The following is a 24,431-nucleotide window of genomic DNA, read 5'->3' on the forward strand; positions in this document are numbered from 1 at the left end:
GAGTTTTGTGGAGAGTCATTTTGCGTGTCAGCCGTTCCTTAACAATCAAACAGATGGCGATGGTCTCTGCCGTCACCATGCTGTTTGTCCTGCTCTTCTGCGTAATTTTGCTGTTTCATTCCGTACAGCAGAATCGCTATAACACGGCTTCGCAATTAGAAAGTATCGCCCGCTCGGTACGCGGCCCGCTGTCTGCCTCTATCCTGAAAGGGGATATCCCCGAAGCGGAAACCATTCTGAAACGTATTCAGCCAGCCGGTGTTGTGAGCCGGGCGGACGTCGTGCTACCCAATCAGTTTCAGGCGCTGCGGATGAGCTTTATCCCGGAGCGTCCCGTCCCGATGATGGTGATGCGCCTGTTTGAGCTGCCGGTGCAAATTTCGCTTCCCGTTTATTCGCTTGAGCGCCCAGCGAATCCACAGCCTCTGGCCTACCTGGTGTTACAGGCAGACTCCTACCGCATGTATAAATTCGTCATGAGTTGGGTGGTTACGTTAGTGACCACTTGCTTACTTATGACGCTTATTCTCAGCGTTGCGCTGACCTGGTGCATTAACCGGCTGATTGTCCATCCCCTGCGCCGTATCGCCCGCGAGCTGAACACGCTTGCGCCGCAGGATCAGATGGGACATCAGCTTGAGCTGCCGCGTCTGCATCATGACGATGAGATCGGCATGCTGGTGCGCAGCTACAACCTCAACCAGCAGCGCATCCAGCGTCAGCAGGATGAGATGAACAGTAGCGCCACCCGTTTTCCGGTATCGGAGCTTCCCAATAAAGCGTTCCTGATGGCGATGCTGGAGCAAACCGTTGAGCGCCAGCAAACCACCGCGCTGATGGTCATTGCCTGTGAAACCCTGCAGGACACGGCTGGCGTGCTTCAGGAAAGCCAGCGCGAAATGCTGCTGCTCACCCTGGTGGAAAAGATCAAATCTGTCCTTGCCCCGCGCATGGTGCTGACCCAGGTCAGCGGTTACGACCTGGTGGTGATTGCCAACGGCGTAAAAGAACCCTGGCATGCGATCACGTTAGGTCAGCAAGTACTCACTGTCATTAATGAGCGGCTGCCGATTCAGGGTATTCAGCTTCGCCCGAGTGCCAGTATCGGGATTGCCATGTTCTATGGCGATCTGACCGCGGAACAGCTTTATCGCCGCGCCTTCTCGGCGGCCTTTACCGCCCGGCGCAAAGGGAAAAACCAAATCCAGTTCTTCGACCCGGCGCAGATGGAAAAGGCGCAGCAGCGCCTGACGGAAGAGAGCGATATCCTGACCGCGCTGGATAACCGCCAGTTTGCCCTCTGGCTGCAGCCGCAGGTGGATCTGCGGACGGGAGAGGTAAAAAGCGCCGAGGCCCTGCTGCGTCTGCAGCAGCCGGATGGCACATGGGAGCTGCCGGAAGGGCTGATTGAGCGCATCGAGTCCTGCGGCCTGATGGTCACCGTCGGCTACTGGGTGCTCGAAGAGTCCTGTCGTCAGCTTGCCGCCTGGCAGGAGCGCGGCATAACGCTGCCGCTGTCGGTCAATTTGTCTGCCATGCAGCTTATGCACCCGACCATGGTTTCTGAGATGCTGGAGCTGATCCATCGTTACCGGATCAAGCCCGATACGCTGACGCTGGAAGTGACGGAGAGCCGACGCATTGACGATCCTAACGACGCGGTTGCCATCCTGAAGCCGCTGCGCAATGCCGGCATTCGCATTGCCCTGGACGATTTTGGCATGGGCTACGCCGGGCTGCGCCAGCTTCAGCACATGAAGACGCTTCCGGTGGATGTACTAAAAATTGACAAAGCGTTTGTCGACGGTCTGCCGGACGACAGCAGCATGGTGCAGGCGATTATCCAGATGGCGCGCAGCCTCGACCTGCATCTTATTGCCGAGGGAATTGAAACCGACGCGCAACGCGCCTGGCTGGCAGAGGCGGGCGTGGAGAGCGGGCAGGGTTTCCTGTTTGCCCCCGCAGTGCCTTCGGATGTCTTTGAAGAACGATACCTTTCTGGTGCTGACAATAACGCAAAAGTGTAATTTTGTTGCTGGCTTGTGCGAGCCAGCTCAAATTTCTTAACATTTGTGTTTCAAATTTGAACTGAGTTTATTTCTGTCCTGTTATGCGGGTGTTATTTTAAAGCCGCAGGTTAACCATAACCTTACAAAGCCTGTGGTTTTTCTTCCCAAGGACACCCTATGAAAACCTCACTCTTCAAAAGTCTTTATTTCCAGGTCCTGACAGCCATCGCCATCGGTATTCTGCTGGGTCACTATTACCCTGAACTGGGCGCGCAAATGAAACCGCTTGGCGACGCGTTCGTTAAGCTCATCAAAATGGTCATCGCTCCGGTGATCTTCTGTACGGTCGTCACGGGCATCGCTGGCATGGAAAGCATGAAGGCGGTTGGCCGTACCGGTGCAGTGGCGCTTCTCTATTTTGAAGTGGTCAGTACCCTTGCGCTGATTATTGGTCTGGTCATCGTTAACGTGGTGCAGCCAGGTGCGGGGATGAACGTCGATCCCTCGACGCTTGATGCCAAAGCGGTTGCGGTCTATGCCGAACAGGCGAAGGATCAGGGCGTGGTGGCCTTCCTGCTGGACGTCATTCCTGGCAGCGTCATTGGCGCGTTCGCCAGCGGAAACATCCTCCAGGTGCTGCTGTTCGCCGTGATGTTTGGCTTCGCCCTGCACCGTCTGGGCAGCAAAGGCCAGCTGATCTTTAACGTGATCGAAAGCTTCTCGCAGGTCATCTTCGGCATCATCAATATGATCATGCGCCTGGCGCCCATCGGTGCCTTCGGTGCGATGGCCTTCACCATCGGTAAGTATGGCGTCGGTACGCTGGTCCAGTTGGGTCAGCTGATTATCTGTTTCTATATCACCTGTATTCTTTTCGTGGTGGTGGTGCTGGGCTCCATCGCCCGCGCGACCGGTTTCAGCATCTTCAAATTTATCCGTTACATCCGTGAAGAGCTGCTGATTGTTCTGGGAACCTCCTCGTCAGAATCGGCGCTGCCGCGCATGCTCGATAAGATGGAGAAACTCGGGTGTCGTAAATCGGTGGTGGGGCTGGTGATCCCGACGGGCTACTCCTTCAACCTGGACGGCACCTCGATATACCTGACGATGGCGGCGGTGTTTATCGCACAGGCGACCAACAGCCATATGGATATTTTCCATCAGATCACCCTGCTGGTGGTGCTCCTGCTCTCCTCTAAAGGCGCGGCGGGCGTAACGGGCAGCGGCTTTATCGTGCTGGCTGCCACTATCTCTGCAGTGGGGCACCTGCCGGTGGCGGGCCTGGCGTTGATTCTCGGTATTGACCGCTTTATGTCAGAGGCGCGTGCGTTAACCAACCTGGTGGGTAACGGCGTGGCAACGGTAGTGGTCGCGAAATGGGTGAAAGAGCTGGATCACAAAAAGCTCGACGATACTCTGAATAATCGTTCAACTGACAGCAAAAATCCTGGCTTATCCTCTTAATCTTGTCACAAATGCCCGTATTCCCTTGTGGGGATGCGGGCTCCTGCGCATAATAACTGTTCATACCTGTCATAATTCGACAAGATTTTTTTTGGGTATATTTCACTTCGGACCGTGACGTTTTGCCGAACGCGCGGTCTAATCGACGTGTTTTCATCGTCATCTTTAAGAGTGAAGCGCGTCGCGAGGCACTCTTTTTTAACCAGGAATGTTGATCAGGGGTTCACATGCAGGGCACAAAAATTCGACTCTTAACCGGCGGTTTGCTGATGATGGCAGCAGCCAGTTATGTGCAGGCAGATGCGCTCCAGCCAGACCCGGCCTGGCAACAAGGGACACTAGCGAACGGTTTTCAGTGGCAGGTGTTAGCCACGCCGCAACGTCCCAGTGACCGTATTGAAATCCGTCTGTCTGTTAATACCGGTTCCCTTACGGAAAGCACTCAGCAAACCGGTTTCAGCCACTTTATTCCCCGGCTGGCGCTCACGCAGAGCGGCAGCCTGCAAGCGGTTCAGGTGCGTTCGCTCTGGCAACAGGCCATCGATCCGAAACGCCCGCTTCCTCCGGCTGTGGTCTCGTATGACTACACCATGTTTAACCTGAGCCTGCCTAATAACCGCAACGATCTGCTTAAAGAAGCCCTGACGTATCTCTCCGATGCCTCCGGCAATCTGGCGATTACGCCGGACACCGTCAACTATGCGTTGAGCAACAGCGACATGGTGGCGACCTGGCCTGGTGATACCAAAGAGGGCTGGTGGCGTTACCGCCTGAAAGGCTCGACGTTGCTGGGACATGACCCTGCCGAGCCGCTAAAACAGCCGGTGGACGCCGAACAGGTGAAATCGTTCTACCAGAAGTGGTACACCCCGGACGCGATGACGCTGATCGTGGTGGGTAACGTGGACAGCCGCGCGGTGGTGGAGCAGATCAACAAAGCGTTTGGCGATCTGAAAGGCAAGCGTGAATCGCCTGCCCCTGTTCCGACACTCTCCCCGCTGCGTGCAGAGCCAGTCAGCATTATGACGGACACCGTGCGTCAGGACCGACTCTCCGTGATGTGGGATAACGCCTGGCAGCCCATCCGTGAGTCCGCCGCGCTGTTGCGCTACTGGCGTGCTGACCTGGCGCGTGAAGCGCTGTTCTGGCACGTTCAGCAGACGCTCAGTAAGAATAACGTGAAGAATATCGGTCTTGGCTTTGACTGCCGCGTGCTGTTCCAGCGTGCGCAATGCGCCATTAACGTTGAATCACCGGGCGATAAGCTGAATGCCAATCTGGGTGTCGTCGCGAAAGAGTTGGCAAAAGTGCGTAAAGAGGGGCTTTCCGAAGAGGAATTCAACGCGCTTGTGGCACAGAAAAAACTCGAGCTGCAGAAGCTGTTTGCGACCTACGCGCGCGCCGATACCGATATTCTGATCAGCCAGCGTATTCGTTCCCTGCAGAATCAGGTGGTGGATATTGCGCCGGAACAGTACCAGAAGCTTCGTCAGGATTTCCTGAACGGTCTGACCGTCGAAATGCTCAACCAGGATCTCCGTCAGCAGCTGTCGCAGGAGATGGCGTTGATCCTTCTGCAGCCGAAGGGCGAACCGGAATATGACATGAAGGAACTTCAGAAGACCTGGGATTCCATCATGGCGACCGCGCCGCAGCCGACGCAGGCCGCGACGGCTGATGATTTACACCCGGACGCGACGGATATCCCGCAAGGGCAGTAATGCGTAGACTAACCCTCTCCCTGTGGGAGAGGGTTAGGGCATCAGCCCGCACCCTACTTAAACAGGCATCGCCTCACGCGGAATAATCGCCCCGCGATACTGAATCACCGTGCTGGCCGTCAGATGTCCACGCTGTGCCGCCGCTTCCGGCGTTCCGCCCGTCAGGCGTACTGCCAGATAGCCCGCGCTGAATGAATCACCCGCCGCCGTGGTATCAATCACTTTCTCTTTGGCAAGCTTCACCGCCGGAACCTCAATCGCCGCTTCACCCGTAATCGCGACCAGGCACGACTCCGCACCGCGCTTAATCACCACTTCGCTCACGCCAGCCGCCTGCGTGCGTGCAATCACGTCCTCTACCGGTTTCTCCCCCCAGAGGGCGTCTTCATCATCGAGCGTCAGGAAGGCGATGTCGGTGCATTGCAGCATCTGCTGATAGACCTGCTGCGTCTCTTCACGGCTGGCCCACAGGCGCGGGCGGTAGTTGTTATCGAAAATGACCTTGCCGCCGTTGGCACGGCATTCACGCAGCAGCGAGAGCAGCTTTTCACGGCTGGTGGGGCTCAGGATCGCCAGGCTGATCCCGCTCAGATAGAGATAGTCGAAGGTCGACAGCGCTTCGCAGATGGCCGCGGCATCCTCGCTCTCCAGCCAGAATTTGGCCGCGGCTTCGTTACGCCAGTAATAAAACGTGCGTTCGCCGGTGTCGTCGGTCTCAATGTAATACAAACCCGGCAGGCGGTTTTCCATACGCTGGATCAGCGAGGTATCAATATGTTCACTTTGCCAGGCCTCCAGCATCTGCTGGCTGAAGCTGTCCGTCCCCAGGGCGGTAACGTAGTTCACGGTGAGCGCCTCAGGCGCAACCTGGCGGGCAATATAAACGGAGGTGTTTAACGTATCGCCACCAAATCCGCGGCTCACTTCCGCGCCTTTTTGTGACAGCTCAATCATGCATTCGCCAATCACGGCAATTTTTTTAGACATAATCGTGAACCTGAACAGAAGAATGATCAGCAGTGTGCGCTGAGTGAATTAACAGGTCAACTATATTAAAACAACGTTCCATTATTTTATTTGAGCCAGCGCGTGTTCCTGCGCATTTCTGTCATCTTAATTTCATTTTCCCGGTGAATTGAACATAAAGTTCTCAATTGTCGCGCCGATAATCCTGTGACGAGTCCAGAAAGGCCATCCCAACAACAGGACATCTGAAATGAAGTCAGAGCAGGTTATCCAGCGGCTGAGCACCACGCCTGAGGCAAGTATTGAGAACTTGCAGGAGCATCGCTACTGGCTGCAATGTGAGCGTGCGTATACCTATCAGCCGATATACCGAACAGACGGTCGACTGATGGCCATTGAAATTTTGACCGTCGTGACGCATCCCTCAAACCCTTCCCAGCGCATCGCACCGGATCGCTATTTTGCCGAAGTGGCCGTTCGCCAGCGTCTTGACGTGCTGGAAGAGCAGCTCCGTATGCTTGCAACGAAGCAGCCCTTTTTCGAACAGCACGATATCCTCGCCTCAGTGAATGTTGATGGCCCCACTCTGCTGGCGCTGCGTCAGAACGCGAAATTGCAGGCGCTGATCGCCACCCTGCCGTGGGTGCGCTTTGAGCTGGTGGAGCATGTCCGCCTGCCGCAGGACTCCTCGTTTGCCTCCATATGCGAATACGGCCCGCTGTGGCTGGATGACTTTGGCACCGGCATGGCGAACTTTTCGGCTCTGAGTGAAGTGCGTTATGACTACATTAAAGTGGCCCGCGATCTGTTCATTATGCTGCGTCAGACCCCGGAAGGGCGGAACCTGTTTACGCTGTTATTACAGCTGATGAACCGCTATTGCCAGGGCGTGATTGTTGAAGGTGTGGAAACGCTGGAAGAGTGGCGCGATGTGCAAAGCTCGCCTGCCGCGGCGGCGCAAGGCTATTTCCTCTCCCGACCGGTACCCATGGATCGCCTCGATAGCGTGATAACTACCCTCTGATAAGCCCGCTTCCCTTTGTCTGGACTATAGTTTTACAGGACAGGTCATCAGGAAAGGGGATAAAAATGACAAGAACAACCAGGGTAATCTCCTGGACAGCAGGGATTTTCTTGTTGTTGATCGTGGTCGTCGCCATCATTATCGCGACGTTTGACTGGAACCGTCTTAAGCCGACCATCAACCAGAAAGTCTCAACCGAACTAAACCGCCCCTTCGCCATACGCGGTGATTTAGGGGTCGTGTGGGAGCGTCAGAAAGAGGAGCCCGGCTGGCGAAGCTGGATCCCCTGGCCGCACGTCCACGCCGACGACATCATTCTCGGTAACCCGCCGGATATCCCGGACGTCACCATGATCCACCTGCCGCGCGTTGAGGCCACGCTGGCCCCGCTCGCGCTGCTGACCAAAACGGTCTATCTGCCGTGGATCAAACTTCAGCAGCCCGACGCGCGCCTGATCCGCCTCTCAGAAAAAAACAACAACTGGACGTTTAACCTTGCCAGCGATGGCGAAAAGGATCCGAATGCCCAGCCTTCCTCCTGGTCATTCCGTCTCGACAATATTCTCTTCGATCGCGGGCGGATCGCCATCGACGATAAGGTCAGCAAGGCCGACGTGGAGATCCTGGTCGATCCGCTGGGCAAGCCGCTGCCGTTTAGCGAGGTCACGGGGACGAAAGCCAAAGGTGACACGGCAAGCGTGGGCGACTATGTCTTCGGCCTGACGGCAAAAGGACGCTACAACGACCAGCCGCTCAGCGGCAAAGGGAAAATAGGCGGCATGCTGGCGCTCCGGAGCGAAGGCACGCCGTTCCCGGTGCAGGCGGACTTCCGCTCCGGTAACACCCGCGTGGCGTTCGTGGGAACGGTTAACGACCCGATGAACATGGGCGGCGTCGATCTTCAGCTTAAATTTGCCGGTGATTCGCTGGGCGAGCTGTATGAGCTGACCGGCGTGCTGCTGCCGGATACCCCGCCGTTCGAAACGGACGGGCATCTGGTCGCCAAAATCGACAGCGAAAAAGCGTCGGTTTTTGACTACCGTGATTTTAACGGCCGCATCGGCGACAGCGATATCCACGGCTCGCTGACCTACACCACCGGAAAACCGAGGCCGAAGCTGGAAGGGGACGTTGAGTCCCGCCAGCTGCGTCTGGCCGATCTCGGCCCGCTGATCGGCGTGGATTCCGGTAAAGGTACGAAGTCAAAAGAGGGGAAAAAGGACATTCAGCCTGCGGGAAAAGTGCTGCCTTACGATCGCTTTGAAACCGATAAGTGGAACGTGATGGATGCGGATGTGCGCTTCAAAGGGCGTAAAATTGAGCATGGCAGCACGTTGCCGCTGAGCGATCTCTCGACGCATATCATCCTGAAAAATGCCGATCTGCGCCTGCAGCCGCTGAAGTTTGGCATGGCGGGCGGGACGATTTCCTCCAACATTCACCTGGAAGGCGATAAAAAGCCGATGCAGGGCCGGGCGGAGATTCAGGCGCGCAGGCTTAAGCTGAAAGCGCTGATGCCGAACGTCGAGCTGATGCAGAAAACCCTCGGCGAGATGAACGGCGATGCCGACATTCGCGGCGTGGGGAACTCCGTGGCGGCGCTGCTGGGCAGCGGTAATGGCAACCTGAAGCTGCTGATGAACGACGGGCTGGTGAGCCGCAACCTGATGGAAATCCTGGGCCTGAACGTCGGGAACTACATCATCGGGCAAATCTTCGGTGATGATGAGGTGCGGGTGAACTGCGCGGCGGCCAATCTGGATCTGGTTAACGGCGTGGCGCGTCCGCAGATTTTTGCCTTCGACACGGAAAATGCGGTGATTAACGTGACCGGTACCGCCAGCATGGCGTCCGAACAGCTGGATTTGACCATCGATCCGGAAAGTAAGGGGATCCGTATCATCACCCTGCGCTCGCCGCTGTACGTGCGTGGAACCTTCAAAAATCCGCAGGCGGGCGTGAAGCCCGGACCGCTGATTGCGCGTGGCGCGGTGGCCGCAGCCCTCGCGACGCTGGTTACCCCCGCCGCAGCGCTGCTGGCGTTGATTTCGCCGTCAGAAGGCGAGGCGAATCAGTGCCGGACCATTTTGTCACAGATGAAGAAGTAAGGTGCGGCCTGTTTTTGCCGGGTGGCGCTGCGCTTACCCGGCCTGCATTTGAATCGTAGGCCGGGTAAGGCGTAGCCGCCACCCGGCATTAGCTTACAGAGCCTGGTGCTTCGTCTCGTGCGTCAGCAGCAGCGCAATCAGCGTCAGTGCCGCCATGGCCGCCAGATAAACACCCACATAGAACAGGCCGTAGTTTGCCTGCAGCCAGGTGGCGATATACGGCGCAACGGAGGCGCCCAGAATAGACGAGACGTTGTAGGAGAACGACGCGCCGGTATAACGCACTTCCGTCGGGAACAGCTCCGGCAGCAGCGCACCCATCGGGCCGAAGGTCAACCCCATCAGGCTCAGGCCAATCAGCAGGTAGGCCATCACCAGCGCCGGGCTGCCTGAACCCAGCAGCGGCGGGAAGACGAACAGAGCAAACAGAACGATCAGCGTGGTGATGGTGATCATGCTTGCGCGACGACCGAACTTATCCGCGAGCAGGCCCGCAATCGGAACCATCACGCCAAACCCGATCACCGCCATCATCAGCATCCACAGCACTTCGTTACGCGGCAGACCCAGCCCAACCGGCGCGGCGGCGGTACTGAAGGTCATGGAGTAGACGGTCATGATGTAGAACAGCGTATAGGTGGCCAGCATGATGAACGTGCCCAGTACGGTCACGCGGACGTGTTTGGTCAGCAGCGTGCCCAGCGGCACTTTCACCTGCTTGTTCGCCGCGGCCACTTTCGCGAAAACAGGGGTCTCATGCAGAGAAACACGCACGTACAGGCCAATCAGCACCAGCACGGCTGAGAAGACAAACGGGATACGCCAGCCCCAGCTCATGAACTGTTCATCCGTCAGCAGCCAGGAGAGCAGCAGGAACGTCCCGTTGGCGAAGAAGAAGCCAATCGGTGCGCCAAGCTGCGGGAAAGAACCATACAGCGCGCGCTTGCGCGCCGGGGCGTTCTCGGTGGCCAGCAGCGCCGCGCCACCCCATTCACCACCCAGTCCCAGACCCTGACCAAAACGCGCCAGCGCCAGCAGGACCGGCGCCAGAATGCCGATGGTCTCATACGTCGGCAGCAGGCCGATGGCCACGGTGGAGATCCCCATCGTCAGCAGCGAGGCCACCAGCGTGACTTTGCGTCCGATGCGATCGCCAAAGTGTCCAAACAGCGCGGAGCCAATCGGACGCGCAACAAACGCGATAGCAAAGGTCGCCAGGGACTGCAGCGTGGCCGCCGTCGGATCGCCCTGCGGGAAGAAAATGTGCGGGAAGACAATGACCGCCGCGGTGGCGTAAATGTAAAAGTCGAAGAACTCGATGGCGGTGCCAATCAGCGAGGCGACGACAACTTTATTGCGCGAATTTACCGGAACGTTTTCCGTTTCTGAGTCGAGTGTGGTGGCGGTTGCTTGCATAATATTTTCTTATTTTTGTCGAACGAAAGGCCATATTACGCACAGCAAAAGCGACATTTCAATCTGTAACAAAGCCGCGACCTGGTGATAAAAGCAACAAAAAGCGGATAATTTTCAGGCCAGCCAAAACACGTCTATGAAATGCTTCACAGATTTTAAATATCAGTCAATAAAACTGGTTTTCGGTTAAATAAAAGTTACGGACTGGATTTATATGCTGAAATGATGAATCGGGCTGAAATTTCAGCCCGGGAGAGGCGTTAACGGTGCGTTTTGCCCGGCATTCGCGGGTCGTCTTTGTACTCGGCAGTGGCGATCCACGCGGCGCAGAACAGGGTTAAACGTGCAAAGAAGTAGAAGAACGCCATTAACCCCAGCACCGAGCCGAACGCCGCGCCGGAAGGGGATTTCACCAGCGACGGCAGGGTGTAGGTCATCACGATTTTAATCACCTCAAAGCCTATCGCCGCGATCAGTGTCCCTCTGATCAGCGCCTTCTTGCGCGGGCGATGGCGCGGCAAGCGCCAGAAGATCCAGAAGAACAGCAGGTAGTTGGCGAAGATGGAAATGGCCAGCCCAATGCTGCGCCAGGCGGGCTTCAGCCATTCGATATAATCAAGGTAGAGCGCGGAGATGATCATCTGCTGCGCCGAGCCCGCCACGGAGGTAATGGACAGCGTCACGATGAGCGCGACGAGCAGGCCAATCAGCGAAACAAAGTCGCGGAGATACTTCACCCAAATTTTCTCCTGATCCTGCGGCTTACGCTCCCAGACATCGCGCGACTGGGCGCGAATGGCCTCGCGCAGGTTGCCCATCCAGTTAACGCCGGAGTAAAGGGCAATCAGCAAACCGACGATACCGACGGTGGTGCGCTGCTGGACGGCGGTATTGATGGTGCTTTTGAGCGTGCTGGCAAGGGTTGGATCACTGACATTATTCAGGATTTTGTTAAAGATATCCTGCAACAGCGTCGGGTGCGAGGCGAGCACAAAACCGGCCGCCGCAAACGACACCATCAGGATCGGGATCATCGACAGGAAGGAAAAATAGGTGATGGCGGCACCAAACTGGTTACCCATACGGTCATTAAAGCGTTCGGTCGCACGTATCAGATGCGCAATCATGGGAAACTGCTGAATTCTGGCGATAATGCCGGTGACGGTCCCCAGCGCTTTGCTGGCGGTACCCGGAGACCTGGTCTCTTCCGGCTCGGTCTCCATCTTCTTGATGGGTTCATACTCTAAATGTTGGGTGGGTCGTTGCGGGTTATTTTCCGGCGTCACGCGTCTTTTCCTTTTCGTTTGGCTGGATGTTACTGAATTATAGCTTGCGACTAGTCCACGTAAGCTTTTGTGAGTTCGGTCAGCCACTCCATGAACAGATGTACCCGGCGGGAGAGGTTGCGCCGGTGGGGATAAATCAGGGAGACAGGCATTGGTTCGGCCCGGTATTGCGGGAGAATTTCAATCAGTTTCTTCGCGCGCAGTAAATCTCGCACCCCAACCCGCGGAACCTGAATGATGCCCAGCCCGGCGAGGCAGGCAGCCTGGTAAGTTTCGGTGCTGTTAACAGTTAACACCCCTCCCGTTTTTATCCAATGCGTCGTACTGCCGTTATAAAACTCAAAGCCCTGTGGGCGAGTTCCCAGCGTAGCGGTGTAGTGAATGACGGCGTGCGAGCCTAAATCGTCCAGCGTTTCCGGGTAGCCAAAACGCGCCAGATAATCCGGGCTGGCGCAGTTAATCACCGACAGCTTGCCCAACGGTCGGGCAATAAGCCCTGAATCTTTCAGGGTGCCGACGCGTACCACGCAGTCAAACCCTTCGCGGATCACATCCACCAGACGATCGCTGCTGCTGAGCTCCAGCTCGATGCCCGGATAATGCTGCAGAAAAGCAGGGAGTTTGGGGATGACTAAATTTCGAGCTACGGCGACGGGCATATCCACGCGGAGCCGTCCGCTGATGCTGGAGGGATCGTGCAGAAACATACCGTCCAGCTCATCGAGGTTTGCCAGCAGATCTTTTGCCCGTTCGTAATAGACCATACCGTCCTGCGTCAGGCTGACGCGGCGGGTGGTGCGGTGCAATAGCTGGGTGCCAAGCCGGTTTTCGAGGGCCTGAATCTGTCGTGACACGCTGCCTTTCGGCAACGTTAATGTTTCTGCCGCGCGGGAAAAACTCTCCAGTTCCGCGACGCGAACAAACAGCTGCATTGCGTGAATTTTATCCATAGATGTAGCTCATTGTTGTTTGTGCTGAAACAGTGAAGCGTTTTAACTCATCTTTATTGATTTTCTATCACCTAATAAGCTCTTACTCAATCTCCATAACAGCCAAAACGAGGTTTATGATGACTGAACGTATCGCATTAGTGACGGGTGGTAGCCGTGGTTTGGGTAAAAACGCTGCCTTAAAGCTGGCGGCAGACGGCACGGGAATTGTGCTGACCTACAACCGCAGCCAGCAGGAAGCGCTGGACGTTGTGCATGAAATTCAGGAAAAAGGCGTCAACGCGGCGGCATTGCAGCTCAACGTCGGGGATATCACGAGTTTTGAGCATTTTGCCCAACAGCTTCAGGAGACCCTTAAGAGCGTCTGGCAGCGTGAAACGTTTGACTATTTATTGAACAATGCCGGGACGGGTTTATATGCGCCTTATACCGACACGACGGAAGCCCAGTTTGACGAGGCGCTGAACATTCATTTCAAAGGACCTTTCTTCCTGACGCAGCGCCTGCTGCCGCTGCTTAACGACGGCGGACGGATCCTCAACGTCTCCAGCGGGCTGGCCCGTTTTACCCAGCCGGGATCGGCGACCTACGCGGCGATGAAAGGAGCAATGGAAGTGTTGACGCGTTATCAGGCGAAAGAGCTGGGCGCGCGCGGCATCTCCGTCAATATCATTGCGCCTGGTGCGATAGAAACCGACTTTGGCGGCGGACACGTGCGCGACAACGCGGAGCTCAACCAGATGCTGGCGTCCCAGACGGCGCTGGGGCGGGTGGGGCTGCCTGACGATATCGGCGATGCCATTGCGGCACTGCTCAGCGACAAACTGGGCTGGATGAATGCGCAACGTATTGAAGTATCAGGCGGTATGTTCCTGTGAGGTATGCGCTTGAGTAAATCCTTAAGATAAATGTGTCTAAATACTGACAGATATAAAGAACACCGGGGATTTGTAACGTATCCATTCGTTGAGTTTTTTCTTAAATAATGCCTCTGTAGAATCCCCCTTCGCTATTCTCAGAGGGGAAAAAACGATGCGAGTAATCATGTTTGACAGGCAGTCACTCTTTATTCACGGAGCGATACACAGTCTTCAGAGGTTGATTCCGGAAATAAATATAACTGGGACCTGTCAGGCAGAAGATTTATGGACTCAGATTTCTGCTTCACCGTCGGCTATCGTCATGATTGATGGGAATTTAATTCAGGACGAAGGGAGCACTTTGCTGGAAGCGATCCTGCATCGCTTTCCGGCGATACGTGTGATTCTGATTTTGGCGAAAAAAGAGGCCAAATGTGCTGAGCAGCTGCGGCAGCGAAACGTCATGGCCATTGTTCCCCGAAACGCCAATCCCGAACGGTTTTCCGCCGTACTGGATTCGGTATCCAGAGGGATGGTCTGTTTTCCCGGAGAGTGGGTCAGAGAGCGAACGTCGCCTCAGGCATTATTATCCTTGAGCGAGCGCCAGCGCGAAGTCTTGAAATTGCTGGCGGCGGGGGAGTCGAATAAAGAGATTGGCCGCAATCTGAACATCAGTGCGGCCACGGTAAAAGCGCACCTCGAGGCGCTTTTCCGGCGGCTGGACGTGAAAAACAGAACGCAGGCAGCCATGTATTATACCCGGGCGACGGCCTGAAAAAGCGCGTTTGGGAGCGACGTTATCTCTCCGAAACTGAATATCATCATCACCAGCGCATCATGCTGCTGTTGGGTTAATGGACGTGTCATATTTTCCCGCAGCAGCGCTTCACACAACCGGATATCTTCGCGCAACAAAGTCTCAGCCTCCAGAGGTGTGACAGGGCCGTGAAAATGCTCCTGATCGCGGATAACGTGGCCATAGCCGATAACCCATAATCCTTTTTCGTCACGATATTTTTCCAGAGAAAGACCCTGATGTTTCTTTATTAACGCGATGGCGGCAGAAGATATTTTCAGCGCATGCTCTTTCATATTCATTTCCTCTTAATGGCGACACTGTAGAGGAAATGAGGTACGAGAAATATCCGCCAAATGGCTATTGATCAGGGATTGTTATTCAGATATTCCTGCCGCAATAAACCAAATAACCAGTCATTATGCCAACGTCCCGCAAGGTAATAGCTCTCGCGTAATTCGCCCTCCAGGCAAAAGCGGGCTTTTTCCAGCAGACGTCGTGAGGCGATATTCCCGGCGGTGACGGTGGCGGTAAGTCGACGTATACCGCCCTGATGAAAAGCGTAATCGCAAAGCGCTTTCAGGGATTCAAAGCCGTAACCTTTCCCCTGCGCCTCGGGAGCGAAAAGAAAACCGACCTCAGCGCAATCCTCCTCCCGATGAATATACCCGGTGACGCCCAACGGAGCCCTGGAAGCGGCGTCACGCACGACGAGGCACAGCCAGTGCGCGCTCCCTGGCGTCCAGGGCGTCAGGCGCGAATCAAACGCCTCGCGGATCGCCGCGACGGGGCGGTCTTCCGCCACAAAGCGCATGACGTCGGGATGCTGCTGTAGCGCCAGAAAAAAGGGCCAGTCTTCTTCTCGTAAAGGCGAGCAGTTCAGGCGAGGGGTAATTAAAACCGGCATTCAGATTCTCCTGAAACATTTTAAATGATTTTAGGGTTGTCACTTTATTTCAACAGAAAGTCAGGTATGGTTAACCGCGTATAAATAAAAAGAAAAAAGGCCGTTACGTGCCAATCCGGATGTCTTCGTTGTCGCTTAAGGAAAACAATGACTCTCAGCACATCACATCATATTCGCGAACAGTTCGAACACTGTCTGGCGGTCATTCGCCATGCGTCGGTGGAAATTTTGCTTCTTCTGAATGTACATGCTTCTGAGGGCAAAGATCCACGCTGGTTTCTGGAACAACTGGACAGCGCGCGATTAGCCCTGGGCGGCTGGGGAGCCGTGGCGAAAAAACTCAACCTGAATGATGCCGAGATGTCGGAATTTACGCTCCAGCTGCGCCTGCTGCAGCAGCGCGTGCCGCAGTATGAAAGCGGACAGGATGTGAGTGAAAACCAGCTGATTGCGGCGATGCGCTTTGTCACCGCGCTGGAGCACCTTCGCCTGCAGCAGCCGCTGTTGACCTACAGCACGGAGCTGGCTCCGGGCAGCGAACTTCAGCAGCAGCAGGCGCATAAGCAGGTGCGGGCGATAGAGCTCATGATAAAAGGGCTCATCCAGCAGGCCTGGCCCGATCAGGTAAGGCTGAATAACCATCTCAAGACTTTGTTTAACGCCGACCGCGTACGGCGCTGGCTGAAGTTGGGCGAGATCAACGATGTCCTGAGCGGCATGATGTTCAGCGAACTGGCGCAAATGCTGGTGGATAAAAAAGAGTTCAGCCGCTATTACGCTTCGCTGTTCAGCGACCCGTCCATGCTGACGCTGCTGGTTGAACCGCGTAAAACGCTGCAAACCTTCCTCGATGACATTCGGCAAATTCGCAACAACATCACCGTCCAGAAAACGTTAAGCTCGGCGCAAATCCAGCTGCTGGATAACTACTACGCGCAGATCGCGCGGCCCGTTCAACGCGCGTTTGAAGAGGGGAGAACGCGCGTCAATCCGGCGGGATTCATGGCGGTAGATGCCAGCGAACTGCATACCTTCTGGGAAAAGGCGCAGAAAATGGATCGGGTCACCGGTGGGGATCTGTTTGAAGTCCGTGACACCATTGAAAAGCCGACCCAGCGCGCGCCGCGCACCCCCGAACAACGCGAGCAGCTCATTTCCGGTGCGTTATGGGGGGCGGTTGGCGTTATGGTGATTGCCATCGTGGCGGGAGGCTTCTGGCTGGTGACCAGCAGTAAACCGCAGCCTGCGGCCGTCAGCGCAGCTGAAGCGGCGCCGCCACAGGAAATGCGTGAGACGCCTTCCTCGCGCGAAACGCTCACGCGCATGGGAGTGACCTGGGACGAGAATAATTTCCGCTCGGCCATTAACCGCAACGACACCCGCGTGACCCAGCTCTTTTTGCAGGGCGGTATGGACTGGAAGCTGTCCTGGACCGAAGAGGCGATGTCGGCAGGCTATGACGACGTGCTGGAGCTGATGCTACGCTACCGGCAAAACATGGTGGAGGAGAAGCCGTGTCGGCGCTTCATCAACACGCTCAGCCACGCGATGTCGAACGGCGAGTCTCTGACCTCGGTACGTAAAGAGTACCTCAAAGCTTTCTGCACCGTGCCAGCGGTGGTGAAACGCCAGCAGCACGATCTCGACATGGCCACACGCCGTGCGAAGTCACAGCCGGATGCCACCACCAAAAAATGGCAGTCTATTCAGAGCGCCATTTATGAGGTGATTCGCTGATTTCTCCTCCCTCTCCCCGTGGGAGAGGGCACCAGACCGCACCCTATTCAAGGCTCCCCATACAACCCAATCAGCCGCCGCACCACGCCGTTCGTCCAGCCGAAACCATCCTGCAGCGGATACTCACCCCCGCCCCCTTCGCGCGGCGTGCTGCTGGCGATGTGGTACTTCTCAATCAGCTTATGATGCGTCTGATAAAAATGGTTCACCGTATGCAGCCAGCTCCAGGCGATTTCATCCCCCAGCGAGTCGTTGCCATACTGCTTGAACCCCTGGATCGCCATCCACTGCAGCGGCGCCCAGCCGTTGGGTTTATCCCACTGCTCGCCGGTTTCGTACTCGGTCGCCAGAATCCCGCCCGGCGTCAGCAGTCGCGCCTTGACCGCATCCGACAGGCGCTCGGCCTGCTCATGGGTCGCCATGCCGACATACAGCGGCACAATGCTGGCGGCAGAAAACAGCGCCAGCTCTTCGCGTCGCCAGTCGTAGTCGCGGTAACAGCCGCTCTCCTCGTCCCACAGATAGCGGTTCACCGCCTCGCGGCGATCGCTGGCTTTCTGGCGGAACAGGTCGGCCGTCTCTTTATCCCCTTTCGACGCCGAGATGTTGGCGATGGCGCTTTCCAGCTTGTACAGGAAGGCGTTCAGATCGATGGGGATAAACTGCGTCGTGCGGATGCTGGCGAGCCGCGACGGATCGCGCAGCCAGCGGGACGAATAGTCCCAGCCGGACGCCGCCCCGGCGCGCAGGTCGCGATACACCTCGTTTGGCGGACGGCCCGAATGGCGGGCAGTTTCCACGTCCTCAATCCACGATTCATCGCGCGGGGTATCACGGTCATCCCAGTAGCGGTTGAGCAACGAGCCGTCCGGCATACGCACGGCGCTGCGGTAGGCCTGGTTAAGCAGGAGCGACTCCGCGCCGTCCATCCAGAAGGCGTACTCCATTTTGAGGTGTTCCAGATAGCGTTTCGCACCGCGCACGCCGTCCTCCTCAAACAATTCCACCATCAGCGCAAAGACCGGCGGCTGGGAGCGGCTGAGATAATAGGTACGGTTGCCGTTGGGAATATGCCCGTAGCGTTCAATCAGCCAGGCGAAGTTATCCGCCATACATTTCAGCAGATCGTTACGACCGCTCTCCGCCAGCCCCAGCATGGAGAAATAGGAATCCCAGTAGTAGGTCTCGCTGAATCGTCCGCCGGGAACGATATAGGCTTGGGGCAGCGCCAGCAGGGAAGACCAGGGAATATGATCCTGCGGCTCGCGCGTCAGCACCGGCCACAGGCTGTCAATGTGCTCTTTGAGGGACAGACCGGGGTCGGAGACATATTCCGTACTGTAGGTCTCCGGCAGCCAGAAGTGGTTTTCCACAAACTGGCGCAGGTCGAAATCCCGGTGGCGTCTGACCTTGCGGTAGCGGATCAGGATATCCAGCGGATCCATCTTCGGCGCGCAGTCGGGAAAGGTTTTGCTGTCCGTGAACAGGCGCGAGGACTGCACGTGCTCAAACAGTTCAAGATAGCGGTCTGCGGGCGTCAGTGCATCGGAGGCGGGTAGCCCCTCGATCATCTCGGGTTCCGGCTCCGCCTCAATCATTTCATCCAGTTTCAACTCGCAGGGATCGGTCTCGTAGCGCAGCTCTTCTGCAATCTCGAATTCGATGTTCTCGGTAGCCTGTAGTTTCTGGTTGAACATGGTGATAGGGACCTCCGGTTGTGTGTTCAAAAGACAGGTTTATCCGGGCGTCTTATAAGCGTAGACATTCGCTTCGGTAGATGTGGAGGGATATGTGCGGTAGATCACTCTTTTCGGAGCATTCGTTTTGCAACGATTTATGAATGTGAATAAAAAAAGCCCCTCCGGAGAGGGGCTTATGCATTAACGCATGGTGACAAACTCTTCCGCCGCCGTAGGGTGGATCGCCACGGTGTTGTCGAAGTCTTTCTTGGTCGCGCCCATCTTCAGCGCTACCGCAAAGCCCTGCAGGATTTCATCCATGCCGAAGCCAATGCCGTGGATACCGACAATCTTCTCGTCCGGGCCGACGCAGACCAGCTTCATGCGGCACGGCTGACGGTGGGAGGTAACGGCGGTATACATCGCGGTAAACGCGGATTTATACACTTTCACCTGGTCGTCGCCATACTGCTCGCGCGCCTGCGGCTCGGTTAAGCCGACGGTGCCGATTGGCGGGTGGCTGAAGACCACGGTCGGGATGTTGCTGTAGTCCAGATGCTCGTCCGGCTTGTTATTGAACAGGCGCTCGGAGAGACGGCGGCCCGCCGCAACGGCCACCGGGGTAAGCTCAACGGCACCGGTGTTATCGCCGACCGCATAAATGCCCGGTACGCTGGTGTTCTGGAATTTATCGACGACGATATAGCCTTTTTCGTCGATTTTCACGCCGGTCACGCCCAGGTTGAAGTTATCGTTCGCCGGTTCACGGCCAATCGCCCAGATCAGGCAATCGACGGTCTGGCTGCGTCCATCCTCCAGCTCCAGCGTCAGGCTGCCGTCTGCATTTTTCACGACCGCTTTTGGCACGGCGTTGGTATGCAGGGTTGGGCCTTCGGTGTTCATCACTTCAACCAGCGTATCAACGATCAGCGGATCGAAGCTGCGCAGCGGCGCGTGTTTGCGCACGAACAGGTGCGCCTCAGCGCCCAGACCGTTAATCACGCCAGCCAGCTCCACTGCGATGTAACCCGCGCCCACCACGGCAACGCGCTTAGGCAGGGCAGGCAGTTCGAAGAAACCGTCGGAGTCGATGCCGTATTCCACGCCCGGGATGTTCGGGTGGCTCGGACGGCCGCCGGTGGCGATCAGGATGTGATCGGCGGTGATCGTCTCACCGTTCACTTCGATCGTTTTCGCGTCCACAAAGCGGGCGAAACCGTGGATAACGTCGACGTTATTTTTGCCCAGCACGTTGTCGTACGAGGTGTGAATACGGTCGATGTAGGCGGTACGGCTGGCGATCAGTTTGTCCCAGTCGAAGTGGTTGATGGTGGTGTCAAAGCCGTAGTCCGGGCCATACATATGGATAGCTTCACGGATTTGCGCCGCATGCCACATCACCTTTTTCGGTACACAACCCACGTTCACGCAGGTGCCGCCCAGCGCTTTGGCTTCAATCAGCGCACACTTCTGGCCGTACATGGCCGCGCGGTTGATGGAGGCGATGCCGCCGCTGCCACCGCCGATGGCGATGTAGTCATAATGCTTAGTCATAGCTTTTGTCCTTAATCGTGAATTGCCGCGATTGTATACCTGAAATCAATAGTTTCCACCGATGGCTGCGATTACTCCGGCACGATCCAACTGACGGAGGTATGACCCGTACCGGCTGGCACCAGCGTTTTGTGCAGCCACGGCAGCACGTTGTTCATCTGCGCTTCGAGCTTCCACGGCGGGTTAATGACGATCATGCCCGAGGCGGTCATGCCGCGCTGGTCACTGTCCGGACGCACGGCCAGCTCGATCTGCAGGATTTTGCGGATGCCGGTGGCTTCCAGGTCTTTGATCATGCGCTTGATTTGCGCGCGCAGCACCACCGGATACCACAGGGCGTATGTCCCGGTGGCGAAGCGTTTGTAGCCTTCGTGAATACCCGTCACCACCGCCTGATAGTCGGTTTTGATTTCGTACGGCGGGTCGATCAGTATCAGGCCACGACGGGAAACCGGCGGCAGCTTGGCTTTCAGCTGCTGATAGCCGTCGGCTTTTTCCACGCGGGCGCGGCCGTCTTTCTGGAATTCAGAACGCAGCAGCGGGAAGTCGCTCGGGTGCAGCTCGGTCAGCTGGATGCTGTCCTGCTCGCGCAGCAGCTGGCGGGCAATCAGCGGGGATCCCGGGTAGTAACGCAGCTGGCCGTTGCGGTTGAAGTGGTTCACCACGCCGATGTACGGCTCCAGCTCGGCAGGCAGGTCGTCCTGCTGCCAGATGCGGGCGATCCCTTCCAGATATTCACCGGTACGCTCGGCATGCTCGCCGCTCAGCTGATAACGGCCCGCGCCCGCGTGCGTGTCCAGATAGAGAAACGGCTTTTCTTTCTCTTTGAGCGATTCGATGATCAGGCTCTGAACGGTGTGTTTAAGGACGTCGGCGTGGTTGCCTGCGTGGAAGCTGTGGCGATAACTGAGCATGGGTAATGATATTCCGCTGAATTGACGATTTGCCACAGTTTACAGCAGAACGGCGCAGATTACCCGCAGGCCCGGTAAGCGCAGCGCCACCGGGCTCTTTTCCGCCACGTCTGGCATTGAAATCCTCTACACTTAACCCCATTCTAGATCGCATATGCACAGCGCCGGATGCGCGCTTCATTCACCTCTTTCAACAGGACAGCGTTTATGACCAATCCATTACTGACGCCTTTTTCGTTGCCACCGTTTTCTAAAATCCTCCCCGAGCATGTGGTTCCAGCGGTTACACAATCGCTGGACAACTGCCGCGCGGCGGTAGAAAGCGTGGTCGCGCAGGGCGGGCCGTACACCTGGGAAAATCTGTGTCAGCCGCTGGCCGAAGTGGACGACGTGCTGGGGCGCATCTTCTCCCCGGTGAGCCACCTGAACTCGGTAAAAAACAGCCCGGAGCTGCGTGAAGCCTACGAGCAAACCCTGCCGCTGCTCTCTGAGTACAGCACCTGGGTCGGCCAGCACGAAGGGCTCTACAAAGCCTACCGCGACCTGCGCGACGGCGATCACTACGCCGAGCTGAATACCGCGCAGAAAAAATCGGTCGATAACGCCCTGCGTGATTTTGAGCTGTCCGGGATTGGCCTGCCAAAAGAGAAGCAGACCCGCTACGGTGAAATCGCCGCGCGCCTGTCCGAGCTGGGCAACCAGTACAGCAACAACGTCCTTGACGCCACCATGGGCTGGACGAAGCTGATTACCGACGAAGCAGAGCTGGCGGGTATGCCGGAAAGCGCGCTGGCGGCGGCAAAAGCGCAGGCCGAAGCGAAAGAGCAGGACGGCTACCTGTTAACCCTGGATATCCCAAGCTATCTGCCGGTGATGACCTACTGCGACAACCAGGCGCTTCGCGAAGAGATGTACCGCGCCTACAGCACCCGCGCTTCCGATCAGGGGCCGAATGCCGGTAAGTGGGACAACAGCCCGGTGATGGCGGAAATCCTCGCCCTGCGCCACGAGCTGGCCCAGCTGCTGGGCTTTGAAAACTACGCCGACAAATCTCTCGCCACCAAAATGGCGGAAAACCCGCAGCAGGTGCTCGACTTCCTGACCGATCTGGCGAAACGCGCCCGTCCGCAGGGTGAAAAAGAGCTGGCCCAGCTGCGCGCCTTCGCGAAAGCGGAGTTCGGCGTGGACGAGCTGCAGCCGTGGGACATTGCTTACTACAGCGAAAAACAGAAGCAGCACCTCTACAGCATCAGCGACGAGCAGCTGCGCCCGTACTTCCCGGAAAACAAAGCCGTTAACGGCCTGTTTGAAGTGGTGAAGCGCATCTATGGCATCACTGCCAAAGAGCGTACCGATATCGACGTCTGGCATCCGGACGTGCGCTTCTTCGAGCTGTATGACGAGAAAAACGAACTGCGCGGCAGCTTCTACCTCGATCTCTACGCGCGTGAGAACAAGCGCGGCGGGGCGTGGATGGACGACTGCGTGGGCCAGATGCGTAAAGCAGACGGTTCCCTGCAGAAGCCGGTCGCCTACCTGACCTGTAACTTCAACCGTCCGGTGAACGGCAAACCTGCGCTCTTTACCCACGACGAAGTGATCACCCTGTTCCACGAGTTCGGTCACGGTCTGCACCATATGCTGACCCGCATCGAAACCGCAGGCGTGGCAGGCATCAGCGGTGTACCGTGGGATGCGGTCGAGCTGCCAAGCCAGTTTATGGAAAACTGGTGCTGGGAGCCGGACGCGCTGGCGTTTATCTCCGGCCACTACGAGACCGGTGAACCGCTGCCGAAAGAACTGCTGGATAAAATGCTGGCGGCGAAGAACTACCAGGCGGCGATGTTTATCCTGCGCCAGCTGGAGTTCGGCCTGTTCGACTTCCGCCTGCACGCCGAGTTCAGCCCGGAGCAGGGAGCGAAAATCCTTGAAACCCTGGCCGAGATTAAAAAGCAGGTCGCGGTTATTCCAGGGCCAACCTGGGGTCGTTTCCCGCACGCGTTCAGCCACATCTTCGCGGGCGGCTATGCGGCGGGGTACTACAGCTACCTGTGGGCCGACGTGCTGGCGGCGGATGCCTTCTCTCGTTTCGAAGAAGAGGGGATTTTTAACCGCGAAACCGGCCAGTCGTTCCTCGATAACATCCTGACCCGCGGCGGTTCCGAAGAGCCAATGGTGCTGTTCAAACGCTTCCGCGGGCGCGAGCCGCAGCTGGACGCGATGCTTGAGCATTACGGAATCAAAGGCTGATTGTTACGTGAAGATCTGCTTAGTGGATGAAACAGGCGCCGGAGACGGCGCCTTATCTGTTCTGGCCGCCCGCTGGGGGCTGGAACATGATGAAGATAACCTGATGGCGCTGGTGATGACACCAGAACATCTCGAATTACGTAAGCGCGACGAACCGAAGCTCGGCGGGATTTTTGTCGATTTTGTCGGCGGGGCAATGGCGCACCGGCGCAAGTTCGGCGGCGGTCGCGGCGAAGCGGTGGCGAAAGCGGTTGGGATTAAAGGAAGCTATCTGCCGGACGTGGTGGATGCCACGGCGGGGCTGGGGCGCGATGCGTTTGTGCTGGCGTCTGTCGGCTGTCATGTGCGGATGCTGGAGCGTAATCCGGTGGTGGCCGCGTTGCTGGATGATGGTCTGACGCGTGGCTACGCGGATCCGGAAATCGGCCCGTGGTTGCAGGAGCGTTTGCAGCTGATTCATGCCTCGAGCCTGACGGCGCTGACCGATATCACCCCGCGCCCGCAGGTCGTCTATCTCGACCCGATGTTCCCGCACAAGCAGAAAAGCGCGCTGGTGAAGAAAGAGATGCGGGTGTTTCAGTCTCTGGTGGGGCCTGATCTGGATGCGGATGGCCTGCTGGAACCGGCTCGTCAGCTGGCGACGAAGCGGGTGGTGGTGAAGCGCCCTGACTATGCGCCGCCCCTGGCGGACGTTGCCACGACCAACGCGGTGACCACCAAAGGGCACCGGTTTGATATTTATTCGGGGACACCGGAATAAAAAAAGCCGGGTGGCGGCTTCGCCTTACCC

19 protein-coding genes are annotated in these 24,431 nt (G+C 57.0%); 10 read left to right on the plus strand and 9 right to left on the minus strand.

The window, feature by feature from the left end; genetic code table 11:
* Window positions 1–20 precede the first annotated feature (20 nt).
* The 3 genes from hmsP (at window position 21) to HMPREF3143_RS03040 (ending at window position 5,194) form a co-directional block, all read left to right on the plus strand.
* Window positions 21–2,027 carry a biofilm formation regulator HmsP gene (gene hmsP / locus HMPREF3143_RS03030; RefSeq protein ID WP_070531725.1) on the plus strand — a complete coding sequence of 669 codons (2,007 nt, stop codon included), beginning with the start codon at window positions 21–23 and terminating at the stop codon, window positions 2,025–2,027.
* Window positions 2,028–2,186: 159 nt separating this feature from the next.
* On the plus strand, window positions 2,187–3,473 hold the full coding sequence (locus tag HMPREF3143_RS03035; RefSeq protein ID WP_021242141.1) for a dicarboxylate/amino acid:cation symporter: 1,287 nt from the start codon (window positions 2,187–2,189) through the stop codon (window positions 3,471–3,473).
* Window positions 3,474–3,700: 227 nt separating this feature from the next.
* Window positions 3,701–5,194, plus strand: a complete 1,494-nt coding sequence (locus HMPREF3143_RS03040; protein ID WP_008503229.1) for a M16 family metallopeptidase — start codon at window positions 3,701–3,703, stop codon at window positions 5,192–5,194.
* A 57-nt stretch (window positions 5,195–5,251) separates the two neighbouring features.
* On the opposite strand, the gene HMPREF3143_RS03045 is transcribed toward HMPREF3143_RS03040, so the two are convergent.
* The gene (locus tag HMPREF3143_RS03045) at window positions 5,252–6,181 is read right to left on the minus strand and encodes a 2-dehydro-3-deoxygluconokinase (RefSeq protein WP_049120453.1); all 930 of its coding nucleotides are present in this window, start codon (window positions 6,179–6,181) and stop codon (window positions 5,252–5,254) included.
* Window positions 6,182–6,410: 229 nt separating this feature from the next.
* On the opposite strand from HMPREF3143_RS03045, the gene pdeH reads away from it, so the two are divergent.
* On the plus strand, window positions 6,411–7,184 hold the full coding sequence (gene pdeH, locus HMPREF3143_RS03050; protein ID WP_021242143.1) for a cyclic-guanylate-specific phosphodiesterase: 774 nt from the start codon (window positions 6,411–6,413) through the stop codon (window positions 7,182–7,184).
* A 65-nt stretch (window positions 7,185–7,249) separates the two neighbouring features.
* Window positions 7,250–9,292 (plus strand): AsmA family protein, encoded by a 2,043-nt coding sequence (locus tag HMPREF3143_RS03055; RefSeq protein WP_070531728.1) that lies wholly within the window; start codon window positions 7,250–7,252, stop codon window positions 9,290–9,292.
* Window positions 9,293–9,385: 93 nt separating this feature from the next.
* On the opposite strand, the gene HMPREF3143_RS03060 is transcribed toward HMPREF3143_RS03055, so the two are convergent.
* The 3 genes from HMPREF3143_RS03060 to HMPREF3143_RS03070 form a co-directional block, all read right to left on the minus strand.
* Window positions 9,386–10,708 (minus strand): MFS transporter, encoded by a 1,323-nt coding sequence (locus HMPREF3143_RS03060; RefSeq protein ID WP_008503129.1) that lies wholly within the window; start codon window positions 10,706–10,708, stop codon window positions 9,386–9,388.
* 260 nt (window positions 10,709–10,968) lie between these two features.
* Complete coding sequence (gene yhjD, locus HMPREF3143_RS03065; protein ID WP_008503128.1) at window positions 10,969–11,994, minus strand: inner membrane protein YhjD; 1,026 nt, start codon at window positions 11,992–11,994, stop codon at window positions 10,969–10,971.
* Between the two features lie 50 nt (window positions 11,995–12,044).
* Window positions 12,045–12,944 (minus strand): LysR family transcriptional regulator, encoded by a 900-nt coding sequence (locus HMPREF3143_RS03070; RefSeq protein ID WP_070531735.1) that lies wholly within the window; start codon window positions 12,942–12,944, stop codon window positions 12,045–12,047.
* Between the two features lie 119 nt (window positions 12,945–13,063).
* On the opposite strand from HMPREF3143_RS03070, the gene HMPREF3143_RS03075 reads away from it, so the two are divergent.
* Together HMPREF3143_RS03075 and HMPREF3143_RS03080 are read left to right on the plus strand one after the other, a co-directional pair.
* Window positions 13,064–13,822, plus strand: a complete 759-nt coding sequence (locus tag HMPREF3143_RS03075) for an SDR family NAD(P)-dependent oxidoreductase (RefSeq protein ID WP_063436645.1) — start codon at window positions 13,064–13,066, stop codon at window positions 13,820–13,822.
* A gap of 154 nt (window positions 13,823–13,976) precedes the next feature.
* A complete protein-coding gene (locus HMPREF3143_RS03080) occupies window positions 13,977–14,579 on the plus strand; it encodes a response regulator transcription factor (RefSeq protein WP_070531737.1) in 603 nt (200 codons plus the stop codon).
* Here HMPREF3143_RS03080 and HMPREF3143_RS03085 read toward each other — a convergent pair.
* Window positions 14,558–14,896, minus strand: a complete 339-nt coding sequence (locus HMPREF3143_RS03085; RefSeq protein WP_008503124.1) for a lysozyme — start codon at window positions 14,894–14,896, stop codon at window positions 14,558–14,560. The genes HMPREF3143_RS03080 and HMPREF3143_RS03085 overlap by 22 nt on opposite strands.
* Before the next feature lie 71 nt (window positions 14,897–14,967).
* The gene (locus HMPREF3143_RS03090) at window positions 14,968–15,507 is read right to left on the minus strand and encodes a GNAT family N-acetyltransferase (RefSeq protein ID WP_070531739.1); all 540 of its coding nucleotides are present in this window, start codon (window positions 15,505–15,507) and stop codon (window positions 14,968–14,970) included.
* Between the two features lie 147 nt (window positions 15,508–15,654).
* Between HMPREF3143_RS03090 and HMPREF3143_RS03095 the strand changes: the two genes are divergently transcribed.
* Window positions 15,655–17,244, plus strand: a complete 1,590-nt coding sequence (locus HMPREF3143_RS03095) for an STY4199 family HEPN domain-containing protein (RefSeq protein ID WP_008503122.1) — start codon at window positions 15,655–15,657, stop codon at window positions 17,242–17,244.
* 47 nt (window positions 17,245–17,291) lie between these two features.
* On the opposite strand, the gene HMPREF3143_RS03100 is transcribed toward HMPREF3143_RS03095, so the two are convergent.
* The 3 genes from HMPREF3143_RS03100 to HMPREF3143_RS03110 form a co-directional block, all read right to left on the minus strand.
* Complete coding sequence (locus HMPREF3143_RS03100) at window positions 17,292–18,941, minus strand: alpha,alpha-trehalase (protein ID WP_008503121.1); 1,650 nt, start codon at window positions 18,939–18,941, stop codon at window positions 17,292–17,294.
* A gap of 183 nt (window positions 18,942–19,124) precedes the next feature.
* Window positions 19,125–20,477 (minus strand): glutathione-disulfide reductase, encoded by a 1,353-nt coding sequence (gorA, locus tag HMPREF3143_RS03105; RefSeq protein ID WP_046092611.1) that lies wholly within the window; start codon window positions 20,475–20,477, stop codon window positions 19,125–19,127.
* 71 nt (window positions 20,478–20,548) lie between these two features.
* Window positions 20,549–21,391: a 23S rRNA (adenine(2030)-N(6))-methyltransferase RlmJ gene (locus tag HMPREF3143_RS03110; protein WP_070531742.1), complete on the minus strand. Its 843-nt coding sequence runs from the start codon at window positions 21,389–21,391 to the stop codon at window positions 20,549–20,551.
* Window positions 21,392–21,598: 207 nt separating this feature from the next.
* Between HMPREF3143_RS03110 and prlC the strand changes: the two genes are divergently transcribed.
* The gene (prlC, locus tag HMPREF3143_RS03115) at window positions 21,599–23,641 is read left to right on the plus strand and encodes an oligopeptidase A (RefSeq protein WP_039025254.1); all 2,043 of its coding nucleotides are present in this window, start codon (window positions 21,599–21,601) and stop codon (window positions 23,639–23,641) included.
* Between the two features lie 7 nt (window positions 23,642–23,648).
* The gene (gene rsmJ / locus HMPREF3143_RS03120) at window positions 23,649–24,401 is read left to right on the plus strand and encodes a 16S rRNA (guanine(1516)-N(2))-methyltransferase RsmJ (RefSeq protein ID WP_021242153.1); all 753 of its coding nucleotides are present in this window, start codon (window positions 23,649–23,651) and stop codon (window positions 24,399–24,401) included.
* The last annotated feature ends 30 nt before the right edge of the window (window positions 24,402–24,431 follow it).

It is taken from the genome of Enterobacter sp. HMSC16D10 (assembly GCF_001807145.1).
Taxonomy (GTDB): domain Bacteria; phylum Pseudomonadota; class Gammaproteobacteria; order Enterobacterales; family Enterobacteriaceae; genus Enterobacter; species Enterobacter roggenkampii.